This is a genomic window from Candidatus Eisenbacteria bacterium (assembly GCA_026388185.1).
Taxonomy (GTDB): domain Bacteria; phylum Eisenbacteria; class RBG-16-71-46; order JAFGJU01; family JAFGJU01; genus JAPLKG01.
Genome location: JAPLKG010000011.1, coordinates 146,616 through 158,634 on the forward strand (window position 1 = coordinate 146,616; position 12,019 = coordinate 158,634).

The window sequence follows — 12,019 nt, forward strand, 5'->3', positions numbered from 1 at the left end:
GGGTCATCTTGTGGTCGTCTGGAAACAAAGGAGTCAGATTGATTCGCCTTTCTAGCGTTCTAGCGTTCAGACTGTTCGCTTTGACTCTATTGATAACTGTGCTCGGGTGTAGTTGCGCGCTGGCTGCCGAACCGGTAGAAGGTCAACGACCGGCAGAAGACCAACAGCCAATAGAAAACCAGCAACCGGCAAACAATCAACAAGAGACTCCTAAGACCGACGAATCACGAAGGTCCCAGTACTACCTTAACTTGGGTACAGAAGACGCACTGCAATTCTACGTGCACGTATGGGGGCAAGTAGGTAAGCCTGGTCTTTACCTGGTCGCAGATGGGACCGACCTTGTTGGTCTCCTCTCGCTGGCGGGAGGACCGACAGAGGATGCAAACCTGACAGAGATCAAGCTCGTCCGGACAGGGGCCGGAGGAAAAGGGGCGATCGCCGTCGATTTGAAGCGTTACACCGGCTCCGGCGATTGGTCGCGCATTCCCGTCCTCGAGCCAGGAGATACAGTCGTTGTGCCAGCGACGTTCTGGCACAAGGTTATGAGATTTGGCTCGATATTGTCTGTTACTGCGTTGCTTGCCAATGTAATAGTCTATGCAACGAGGTAGATCCATCTGTAGTAGAGGCCATAGTGATGCAGTCCAATAATTCGGAAAAGAGAGAACCTGCCTTCAGTGATTACCTGCGTGTTCTTCTGAGGAACCGCCTTCTGATCGTTGGAGTCCTCCTTGTCACAGTGGGCGTGACTGCCGTGTTTACATTCACTACCAGGAAAGTATATCAGGCCCAAAGCACAATCATGGTGGAGGTGGAAGGCCGTGCGGGAGGAGTAGAGTCTGTCTTTGGTGTTCCGAGCTTCATGCAGTTGGGTATCACGAACGAGATGCTCTTGAGCAATCAGGTTGAGATTTTGAGAAGCAGAATGGTAGCGGAGAGAGTCATTGCCAATCTACGAGCTCGCCCTGACGCAGACAGATTAGGAATACTCGGCTCGAAGGCCCACCCGGCGCCAACGGCGGATCTCTTGGAGGAATTGGTCGCATCGACAGAAATCTCTCCTATTGAGAACACCAACATCATACGGATAGGAGCTAAGGCAGGCAGTCCGCATGAGGCCAGTGTGATTGCCAACACGATCGCTGACGCCTACCTCGAACTCAACCGTTACCGCGCCAGGGGAGAAGTTGCTGAGGTTAAGAGCTTCCTAGAGGAGCAGTCGACCCTTGTGAGGGAGCGTTTGTCGAAGGCTGAGGAGGCTCTCAAGAGTTTCCAGGAACGTGAGAAAGTGGCAAGCCTTTCTGATGAGACCGAAGCTGCTGTTAAGAAACTGGCGGAATTTGAGGCACTGAGAGGGCAGGCGCAAGTAGATCTTGAGGCGGCCGAACGTCGGCTCTCGTTCCTTGAGACTCAACTGTCTGCTCAGAAGACGTCACTCGTGGAGGACATAGGGAGAGTTTCCGCCCCAGTTGTGACCGAGCTACGCAATACGCTGGCGAACCTAGAGGGAATCAGGACGCGCTATCTGGCGCAGGGATACACTGACAATCATGAGAAGATGCAGGAAATCAATCGAAGGATAGAGGAAACCAAGAGTCAACTCGTAGACCGAACGAAGGACGCTCTGTCCAAGGAGATAAACCTACAGGATCCGTTTTCTTACTCTCAGCAACTGGTTGAGAAGATACTTGGTCTTGAGGTTGAAGTCAGGACGCTTCGCGCACGTGTGGAAGGATTTGATGGGATCATTCGCGACTACAACGGTGAGCTTGAAATGCTTCCTGGCAAGGCTCTGATGCTCGCACGACTGGAGCGAGACAAGCAGGCGAACGAGCAGATTCTCGTCATGCTTATGGGCAAGTACGAGGAAGCTCGAATCAAAGAGGCGGGTCAGTTAGGGAGTGCTTCCGTCATTGACGTTGCGCAAGCGCCACGAGAACCCATTCTTCCTAGGAAGAAACGCAATCTGGTGCTTGGCTTCGTAGCGGGGCTTCTACTGGGTGTCATAGGCGCCTTCTCCGTTGAGCGCTTCCGGGACAGGATCGAAGATGCATCTGACATTGAGCTATTGGGCGACGGGATTCCTCTACTGGCATCTATTCCCAGCATGATAGATGGGCACAGAAGGCAGGGATTATTTCGCGCTAGAATTGGTCGTGTAGGAGTGACCAAGGTTTGCAGCGGCGGGGAAGACAGTAGAGTACTCTTGGCGGAGATGGATCCGCGCTCCCCGGCCTCGGAATCTTACCGCAGTTTGAGGACCAACATACTTTTCTCGCAGGTGGATGAGCCGCTTCATACCATCGTTGTTACGAGTCCGGGTCCATCAGAGGGCAAGTCCACTGTAGTGGCTAACCTCGCTGTGGTCATGGCGCAGGCCGGCAACAAGACCGTGGTTGTTGACTCAGATCTCAGGCGGCCGACAGTCGGTGCGTTGTTGGGTGGAGGAACGGGAGGCGGGTTGAGTGACGTCTTAAGCGGAAAGATGGCACTCGAGGACGTGATAACGCGTACAAGGGTCGACGGGCTATACGTTGTCGGCACCGGTACTCTGCCGCCCAATCCATCTGAAATGCTTGGTTCGCGCAAGATGAAGCAGGTTATTGGCGAGCTTGCAAAAGATTTTGAATTTGTGCTATTTGATTCGCCGCCGGTGTTGCCGATCTCAGACGCGGCGGCATTGGGTGCCAGAGTCGATGGGGTGCTATTGGTAGTGAGGTGTGATGTTACGGCGGGGACAGGTTTGTCGCGTGCGTTGTCTGTCATGAACGGAGTGCACGCCAAGGTAATTGGGATAGTCCTTAATGACCTTGATACTCATCACAGGATTGGCGGCAAGTACTACGACTATGATTATAGATCCTATTCGCAATCTGACGAGGCCGATTCCAAGAGGAAATGAAGGTAAACACCTCAGCTCTGCTCCGCATCGGCCCTCTTCCCGTTATGGCAATTTGACATAACTTCCAGAGAAGACATGATTCCCGTTTTCAAACCGGCCATAGGTGAAGAGGAACTGGACGCCCTGAGAGAATCCTTTTCTACAGGATGGCTCGGGCTAGGGCCCAAGACCAAGCAGTTTGAGAACGAGTTTGCCCAGTATCTTGGAACCCGGTTCGCCGTCGGCACCAACTCTGCCACCGCCGCTCTTCATCTTGCTCTGAAGGTGCTTGACCTCGAAGGCAGCGAGGTGATCACTACCGCTCTGACTTTCGTTTCCACTAACCACGTCATTCTCTACAACAACGCAATTCCTGTCTTTGCCGACGTAGAAGAAGATACATTGAACATAAGTACCGCAGAAATTGAGAGACTATTGTCGCCCAGAACCAAGGCCATTGTAGTAGTTCACTACGGCGGCCATGCATGCGATATGGATCCAATTCTGGATCTGGCGAGAGCCAAACACATAAGTGTTGTCGAAGACGCTGCACATGGCTGCGGCGGTGAATACAAAGGGAAGAAGCTTGGTACCTTGGGTGACTTAGGATGCTTCAGCTTCCACGCGGTAAAGAACCTCACTACTGGTGAGGGAGGGATGGTAGTTACCCCGTGCGAAGAGTTTGCCGAGAGACTCCGTAGCCTGCGTTGGCTTGGAATAACCAAGTCCACGTTCGAGAGATCTGGTTCCAACGCTTACTCGTGGGAGTACACAGTGCGCGAGGTGGGCTTCAAGGCGCACATGAACGACATCGCGGCCTGTATTGGTCTGGTTCAGCTCAAGAAGCTTGACGCTCTGAACGAGCGGCGCAGGCAGATTGTGACGAGGTATAATGCTGCTTTCTCGCGGATGTCGTGGTTAGAACCTCCGGTCGAGAAACCATATGCAAGGAGCGCACATCACAACTACGTCATTAAGGTGCCGCCTTCGGTCAGAGAGGAGTTGATTTCCTTTCTTGCGGAACAGGGGATAGCAACCAGCGTTCACTACATCCCGAACCATCTCTACCCAGTATATGCGCCCTTCAAGCGGTCACTGCCGGTCACCGAGAGAGTCTGGAAGCGCCTTGTCACGCTTCCGTTATACCCTGACCTAACTGCGACTGAAATCGAACACATCATCGCCAGCGTTCAGGAGTTCGGTAGATTACGATGTCTACGGTGAGAGAGACTTCTGAGCCTTCGGCACTTCACAGAAAGAAAGCCATGGCGAATGGCAGACATCCACAGGCAAGTGGAGCTGCGTCATCGCTGGAGCTGGTTTCTCTTGAGCTTCAGGAACTGACCCCTGAACTGACAAACGGAATGTCAGCCTTTCTCTCGAGGTGTCCTCTGTCAACCGCATTTCATTCTGTTGAATGGAACCTTGTGCTGTCTTCAGAGTTCAACTTGAGGCCAGTGACTTCTCTTGCCATCGCAAGTGGTCAGATAGTAGCCTGCAACACTTTCTATACGCGGCGAGGGCGGGTGGGACTCAGAACATCCTGGTCGCCTCCACGAATGTACGAAGCGGTTTACGGGGGGCCTATCTTTCTTCCGCATTCCGAGGAGGCAGCCCTGGCGGTCCTGAAGGAGCAAGAGAGAGTGAGTGGTGGGCACACGAATTATGTCATCACTCCTCCGGGGTACGATTCGGACGTCCTGAGAACCGCTGGATACTCAATCCACGATGCCCAGACGGTTATCCTGGCACTGAAGCGCAGTGAGGAAGACCTCTGGCAAATGCTCGGGCCGAAGCGGAGGAATATGATTCGCCGAGCGCAGAAGGAAGGGGTTGAAGTAAGACAAGGGTTGTCACAGGACGTTCCTGGTTATCACGAGTTGCTTCAGCGGACCCTCGGAAGATGGGGAAAAACTCCCGCAAAATTGTCTTTCTTCCTGCGGTTGATCGAAGAGCTCGTCCCAGTAGGTATTGCGTCGTTTCACGTAGGAGTGTGGGGGGGCAAAATCGTCGCAGGAGAAATCATGCTTCACACAGGTTCTACGTCGCTGTATTTCAGCGGAGCTTCGTCAGAGGATGGCAGGAAACACGCGGCCAATGACCTCCTTCAGTGGAACTGCATACTTGGGGCGAAGGGGCGTGGCTCAGCCACGTATGATTTTCTGGGAATTGACGCGGAGAGACTTCCCGGTATCTCGATGTTCAAGATGGGATTTGGCGGTACGGTTGTCAGTTATTGCTCGGCTTTAAAGAGGACCTATCTGGGCCAGCTGGTCAGGGTGCTGTCCGCTTTGAGGAATCCTGAAAGGGCGCTGAAAAGGCTGTTAGCGAGTAGGTAGATGAAAACAGGTTTGGGTAAGCTAATTAGAATCGGGGCTGGCTTCATGCCTTTTTCTGGATTGAGGACCGCCTTCTTCGCGTTGGGGGGTGTGCGCGTCGGTCGTGGTGCTTATCTTGGTTACGGGGTACGCATCGGTGAAAGGACAGCTTTGGGAGAGTCTGTGCGGATTTGCTCTGGCGCCAGTATTGGCAGGGACGTTTCCATCGGGGGCAATGCCAAGATTGGTGTGGGGGCGCGGATAGGGGATGGAACGGTGGTGGGTCAGGACGTTGTGGTTTCCGAGTTCGCGCTCGTAGGAAATGCCGTCATCGGGAAAGGATCTTTCATCGAACGGGGGGTGGTGATGACAGGTTTCAAGGTGGGCAAGATCTCTATCGGCAAGCATACTTACATAGGGCTCGGCGCGGTACTGGACTGGTCGGGTGGACTGGAGATCGGCGATTACGTTCAGATTGCAGGGCCGTCAGTAGGGATATGGACACACTCAAGTGTCTTTCAAGCACTCAAAGGAAAGGAATTGAACGACCGATCAGAAACGGTGATTTCGCCGGTGAAGATTGACGACAACGTATGGATCGGAGGCAACTCCACGGTATATCCTGGAAGCATCATCGGCCCATTTGCGGTGGTATTGCCGAACAGCGTAGTCAACAGAAATGTCGCTCGAGGCACTGTAGTGGGGGGAAACCCTGCCACTGTGAAGAGAACTCTTCTTGCGGAAGGTAGCACCGTGAGGTTTTCAGGGACTGAGGGGCCTCAGCCGTGAGTCTGCGCACAGCCACAGCGTTCAGTCTTGCTTCTCAGCTGGCGATTCTGGCCAGCAGTTTCCTGAGCGGAGTTGTGATAGCTAGGACCCTGGGTCCATCGGGCAAGGGCACGTATTCTCTCGTTGTGCTTACCTCTGGCTTTGTTGTCTTGATTGGAAATCTTGGAGTGCCTGTCTTTGTGGCGAGTACTATTGGCAAACAAAAACACAGCGTGGAGGTTTTACTTCGCAACTCTTTTTTTCTGTTTGCGTGTTCGACCTTCCTCGTGACCTGTGTGTTTCTGGTTTTCAGGGCTTGGCTGGGACAGAATGCCCCACTAGCTCCGTTCCTAGGTCTCCTGACCGTGATCATTCCGCTTGGGCTACTGAGAGAGCATCTTGCGGCCTTTCTTCAGGGTCTCAACAAGATAGGGAGATTCGCTTTTACGAGGGCGATAGGGCCGCTTATCACCATGTCGCTACTCTTGATTTTCGTCCTGAATCATCCCAGTATCTGGACGGCCCTATACTGTTGGTTGGGAGGTGAAGCCATTTCTCTGGCCGTGACTCTCGCATTGGTCCGGCCTTTTGCAGCGCCCGGGATTTCTTTCTTGCCCTCACTCTTCAAGGAATCGCTAAGGTTTGGTGGGGCGGTCTGCATGGGCAATTTCATAGGAGTGGCAAGTCTCAGGCTAGACGTCTTCCTCGTGGCCTATTTTCTTGGCGCTTCTGCGGTCGGTCTGTACTCTGTCGCGGTTGCTATCAGCTCCGTCATAATGTACCTTCCTAGCGCTATGGCGGTTGCATTGTTGCCCAGATTCTCTTCTGCCACGGCGGAGGAATCCTACGAACTTGCGGCGAGGACCTGTCGGATGGCGATGTTGTGGGGGTTAGGATGCGCAGTGGTGTTGTCCGCCGTCGGAGGAGTGCTCATAAGGGCCGCTTACGGCAACGCGTTTTCCCCTTCGGTGAACGCCATGATAGTTCTTCTCCCGGGCACTATCTTGTATGGTCTGGCGCACATCACCACGGTCTACTTCAACGCGTTTGCCCGGAGACCCGCGATAAACACTGCGCTGGCTGCCGTGAGTTTGGCAATCGGGATAGGACTAGACCTCGTTTTGATTCCAACCTTCGGAATCGTGGGCGCATCAATTGCTTCTTCAGTTGCATATCTGCTCTCAATGATGGTCACTCTCACGATCTTTGCCAAGGTGTCAGGGCGCACCCCCCTGTCTCTTCTGGCGGTCGGGAAGAATGATTTCTCTGAGCTTGCAAGATTTGTCTCCCGCAACATGCGAGCGTTGGTAGAGTAACATGGAAGATCTAGGAACTGCTGGAACCCTCCCTCTCGTTTCCTGCGTGGTTGTGACCCACAATTGTCGAGATGAGCTTGCCCTGTGTCTCAAGGCACTACTGGAAAGCAGTCAAGGCATCCCAACAGAAGTCTTCGTGGTAGACAATGCGTCCGCGGACGGCACACCCGAGATGGTAACGAGGGACTTCTCACCCGTTAAGCTTATTCCTAACAAAGAGAACGTATTCTTTGCAAAGGCCAACAACCAGGGGCTTACCCAGGCGCGCGGGAAGTACGTGCTTATCATCAATCCGGACGCTTTCGTTCAGAAGGACACGCTTTCCGGAATGGTTGAGTTCATGGAAGCACATCCTTCCGCGGGTGCTGCAAGCTGCATGTTCCTTGACAGTGAAGGTGAGACTATACGGACTTGCTGGCCTTTTCGAACTCTTCTGTGGGTTATCATGAGCAGGGAACCATTGGTACGACTCTTTATGAACTCCAGGATGTTACGAAACGCAAGAATGATGGATTGGGACAGACGCACTCAGAGGGAGATTGACGTGATATCCGATGCGTTTCTGATGGCCAGAAGGTCCGCGCTTGTACAAGTGGGTTTCTACGACGAGAGCTTGATGCTCTATTTTACGGAAGACGACCTCTGCATGCGTCTCAAGCGTGCAGGATTTAGGATATTTCACAATCCTGATACTGCGATCTGTCACCTCGTAAGCCGTTCGACTGTCAAGAAACCCCTGTTGTCGATACTGACAATCCAGCGGGATGACCTCGTGCGATACTTTCGCAAGCACCACGGTAGAGGTGCTGCGCTGATTGCCTGGGTAGCTGCCACATTCGAGTTGCTAACCTGGCGACTGTACCTAATCGTGAGATCGAAGGTCCATGATGCACGCAAGACGAAAATTCGCGAATAAGCTGGCTGAAGGGTCTGACCTCTTCAGTATTGTCCCTATGCGGCTTTTTGCCGCATGTTTGTTAGGAATGGCTGTGGTCCAGGGGTGGGTAATAGCGAAAAAGTTCGCCGCGGGTGCAGTTCTCACCCTCGCCATTCTTGTTACTTGTATTCTCTTGTTTGGCTCTGAGATTTCACCCGTGCTTGTCTTGCTGGGTGCGTACAATTTCCTTGGATTCGTTGATCCGAACACATTTGCTAGGATACCAGGCATTTTCAAGCTGCGTGACTTGCTTCTTCTCTCAACAGTTTTTGTAGCCTCAATACGCACTTTCTTTGTGCGCGGCTCCTTCAACGCGCTTCAGGTGTTTCCTGTACGTGCCACCTTCACCTACTTGACCTACGTCATCTTAGTGGCAGCATACACTGTTGCGGCTGGCCACGGCACGCTCAATCTTGCTCTTCGAGTTGCAGAACCTTACTTCTATTACCTTGTAATGATTCCTGTGATTGTGTTTGTGTCGTCGCGCAGAAAGCTCTCCGTGCTGCTTGTGGCGCTGCTAGCGTTATCTTTGGTGTCTCAGTTGGTGATGGTTTTTCCGTTCATAACCCATCATTCCCTTTCTCCGTTCACGGGCCTTTCGTGGACGCACGTTGGAGGAGTGAACATTCCTAGAACGTACGTTCTTTCCTTCCATCTGACGGGCGTCGTTTTGCTTTGTCTCTTTGGTATTTATCTCTACTCTCCTTCCAAGAGAACAAGGGATGTATCTGTGGCGTCTGGTGTTGCAGTGTTTTCTGGTGTGATTCTGACTTTTGGGAGGGCATTTTGGATAGGCACCGTAGGAAGTGTGCTTTTTCTCTTTGCTCTTGCCTGCGTTCACAGCAACAAGCGTGGAATCCTCTTGAAGAGGATTCGGGGGCTTTGGCTTAAGGCTGCCGCTGCTGCGGCGTTGACGATGATCTTCCTTGCCATCATTGGTAAGGAGGGTTTGCTTCTTAGATCCTCTGACCTGATCGGCCAGAGGTTTGCTTCAACATTCAGCGACGTTGCGGGGGTTAAAGGCAGCTTCGGTATTAGACTAGAAGACGGGGCGTTCCGCATCGAGCTTTTCAAGCAGAATCCCTTGTTTGGCGTGGGGTATGTACATGAGTCTTCCGAGTTCGCAGCGGAGTTGCCAAGGAGAGATGTGCAAACTGGTGACAGCGGAGTCATAACAGTGCTTGCGCAAGCAGGACTAGTTGGCTTGGCCGCTATCTGTGCGCTGATCGCGATTTTCCTCAAGAGGGGACTTTCTATCTTCAAACGAGTTCGCAACCCACTCCTCAAGGGAGTATCTCTCGGAATCGTCTCGTTCTATGTACAAGCCATAATCATGTTCGCAGGGCTCACTGGGACTGCGTTTACCGATCAAGCTGGAATATGTACAATCGGCTTGGCAGTGGGTCTTCAGGAGGTCTTGCTGCGCGTTGATGGAGAGTCTACACAAGCCTAGAGTCCTTCTCTTGATACACTCTCTCGTGTTCGCGGGAGCCGAGAGGGTCGTTGTGGATATGGCGAAGGAGCTCGACGTTGCAGGGTACAAGGTGGCCATTTGCGTTTTCGCCGAGGTAGAGGGCTTGGCTGCCGAGCTAGACCATTCGCGTATCAGCCTCTATGTCGTACAGAAGAAACGTAGATTTGATTTCGTCTTGCTTTTCAGGCTCATCAGCTTGTTGAGACGGTTCAAGCCTCACGTTCTTAGCATGCACTGCAGAGACGCGCTTCACTTTGGAGCCCCCGCTGCACTGATTGCAGGAGTGCCAATCCGAATTGCGACTGAACACAGCGTGGGTCCCGGCACAAACCAGTTCCTCAACAGGCTCGCCTTCGGGCTTTCCTCGCCGACGTTGAGTGCCACTGTTGCAGTCTCCGAGTTTCTCAAGAGATTCATGGTCCAGAAGTGGGGGTTCCGTCCTGAAAGGATCAAGGTCATACATAACGGTGTCGATTTTGCAAGGCTTGGCTCAGGACATAACCCAGGCGGGCTCAGGCGTGAGCTGGGACTCTCGCCGGGAACCCGCATTGTCGGCAACGCGGGGAGGCTTGGGAAAGAAAAGGGACACGATCAATTTCTCGAAATTGCCTCGAAGGTGGCTTGCCAGGATAGTCTTGTGCACTTTGTACTGATCGGAAACGGTCCGGCTCTTGATCGTCTCAAGGCCCTCGCGGCGGAACTCGGACTTGCGGATAGGGTTCATTTCATGGCCGCCCGCCTCGATGCTCCGTCCGTGGTGACAGAGTTCGACGTCTTTCTCTGCACATCTCAAATAGAGACCTTTGGCCTGGCTGTCGTTGAGGCGATGTACCTTGGGGTACCGGTTGTTGCGTTTGATGTTGGGAGCTTGAACGAGATCATAACTGATGGGGTCAACGGGTTTCTAGTTAGCCACGGGGATATCGAAGCAGCATCGGGGCGCGTACTGTCCTTGCTCGGGGATCCCGTTTTGAGAGGTGTAATTACCAAGTCCGCCCTGGAGACTGTGGAAGGCAGATTCTCGGTGCAGAAAATGACCCGTGCGTATGAAGAGCTCTTTGGCGTCAAAGGAAGAGAACTTGAAAGTACTAATGTGCAACGCCTTCCACTATAACAGAGGCGGCTCCGAAACCTACACCTTCGCGCTGTCGAGGGAACTGGCAGAGCACGGCCACGAGGTAATTCCTTTTAGTATGTCACACGAAAGGAATGTTCCCTCCGAATATGAGGAATACTTCGTAAGCAATGTTGATTTTTCCGAGGTGTCGGGAGGTCCCAGTTTGACGAGGAGCCTCAAAGCTGCGATGAGAGTACTGTACTCCCGCGAAGCAAAGACAAAGATCCGACGCCTCATCGAAAAAACCAGGCCGGATCTAGCCCACATCCAGAACATCGCCCATCACCTGTCTCCATCAATTCTATCGGGCATCAAACAGTATGACCTTCCCATCGTCCAGACTCTGCATGATTACAAGCTGATCTGTCCCAGCACACTCCTTTTTAGCGGAGGACAAGTCTGTGAGAGATGCAAGGACGGAAAATACTATAACGCCGTCATTCACCGGTGCAAACGAGATTCGCTGGCCGCGAGCGCTCTAGCTGCCCTTGAACTGTATGTTCACAGGTTCATGCGTATCTATGAGAATAACGTCGACGTTTTCATCGCTCCGAGCCGGTTTCTGAGAGATAAGATGATCGAGTTCGGCATCGACGGTCGAAAGATCGTTCACATTCCCCAATTGATCGACGTCGGGGCTTATACGCCTCGGTACGACCATGAGGATTATCTGGTTTACTTCGGGAGGTTGTCCGGCGAGAAAGGGGGCCGCGTCCTTATCGAAGCTGTGAAGAAACTGGGAAGCGCGAAGCTGTATGTCGCGGGCGAAGGCCCTCGGAAGAGGGAGCTGGAAGACTATGCTCAAGATACGAACAGCATAACATTCCTGGGTTACGTACCCCATGAGAAGCTCAAGGAACTGGTCCGAAATGCCATGTTTGTGGTGATACCGTCGGAATGGTATGAGAACGGGCCCATGTCTCTTTACGAAGCTTTTGCCTTGGGCAAACCCGTTATCGGATCGAGGATTGGAGGTGTGCCGGAATTGATCGAGCACGGCGCGAACGGTCTTCTATTTGAGCCGGGGAACGCCGATGACCTTCGCGAGAAGATCAATTATTTGCTTGAGCACAAACCTCTTATTCCGCAGATGGGGAGGGCGGCCAGAGACAAGGTGGAAAGGGAGTACAATGTGGCAAGGCACTATGAAGCCATGATGGATGTCTACAAGCGCGTTCTTTGATTTGACCGCATAATCTAGTAGA

10 protein-coding genes are annotated in these 12,019 nt (G+C 52.8%); all 10 read left to right on the top strand.

The features are described 5' to 3' along the window. Positions 1–38: 38 nt before the first annotated feature. The 10 genes from NTX17_06290 to NTX17_06335 all read left to right on the top strand — a co-directional run bounded on the left by NTX17_06290 (position 39) and on the right by NTX17_06335 (position 11,997). The gene (locus tag NTX17_06290; protein ID MCX5800979.1) at positions 39–614 is read left to right on the top strand and encodes an SLBB domain-containing protein; all 576 of its coding nucleotides are present in this window, start codon (positions 39–41) and stop codon (positions 612–614) included. A gap of 26 nt (positions 615–640) precedes the next feature. Next, positions 641–2,905, top strand: coding sequence for a polysaccharide biosynthesis tyrosine autokinase (locus NTX17_06295; GenBank protein ID MCX5800980.1), 2,265 nt, complete (start codon positions 641–643; stop codon positions 2,903–2,905). 75 nt (positions 2,906–2,980) lie between these two features. Next, positions 2,981–4,108, top strand: a complete 1,128-nt coding sequence (locus tag NTX17_06300) for a DegT/DnrJ/EryC1/StrS family aminotransferase (GenBank protein ID MCX5800981.1) — start codon at positions 2,981–2,983, stop codon at positions 4,106–4,108. Then, a complete protein-coding gene (locus tag NTX17_06305) occupies positions 4,096–5,223 on the top strand; it encodes a peptidoglycan bridge formation glycyltransferase FemA/FemB family protein (GenBank protein MCX5800982.1) in 1,128 nt (375 codons plus the stop codon). Before NTX17_06300 ends, NTX17_06305 begins: the two co-directional genes overlap by 13 nt. Further along, the gene (locus tag NTX17_06310) at positions 5,224–5,991 is read left to right on the top strand and encodes a DapH/DapD/GlmU-related protein (protein ID MCX5800983.1); all 768 of its coding nucleotides are present in this window, start codon (positions 5,224–5,226) and stop codon (positions 5,989–5,991) included. It abuts the gene before it with no gap. After that, the gene (locus NTX17_06315; protein ID MCX5800984.1) at positions 5,988–7,286 is read left to right on the top strand and encodes a flippase; all 1,299 of its coding nucleotides are present in this window, start codon (positions 5,988–5,990) and stop codon (positions 7,284–7,286) included. The genes NTX17_06310 and NTX17_06315 overlap by 4 nt, the downstream gene beginning before the upstream one ends. Before the next feature lies 1 nt (position 7,287). After that, positions 7,288–8,202 carry a glycosyltransferase family 2 protein gene (locus tag NTX17_06320; GenBank protein ID MCX5800985.1) on the top strand — a complete coding sequence of 305 codons (915 nt, stop codon included), beginning with the start codon at positions 7,288–7,290 and terminating at the stop codon, positions 8,200–8,202. A gap of 67 nt (positions 8,203–8,269) precedes the next feature. Next, positions 8,270–9,676, top strand: a complete 1,407-nt coding sequence (locus tag NTX17_06325) for an O-antigen ligase family protein (protein MCX5800986.1) — start codon at positions 8,270–8,272, stop codon at positions 9,674–9,676. Then, the gene (locus NTX17_06330) at positions 9,654–10,811 is read left to right on the top strand and encodes a glycosyltransferase (protein MCX5800987.1); all 1,158 of its coding nucleotides are present in this window, start codon (positions 9,654–9,656) and stop codon (positions 10,809–10,811) included. Before NTX17_06325 ends, NTX17_06330 begins: the two co-directional genes overlap by 23 nt. Continuing rightward, on the top strand, positions 10,777–11,997 hold the full coding sequence (locus NTX17_06335; protein MCX5800988.1) for a glycosyltransferase family 4 protein: 1,221 nt from the start codon (positions 10,777–10,779) through the stop codon (positions 11,995–11,997). The genes NTX17_06330 and NTX17_06335 overlap by 35 nt, the downstream gene beginning before the upstream one ends. Positions 11,998–12,019 lie beyond the last annotated feature (22 nt).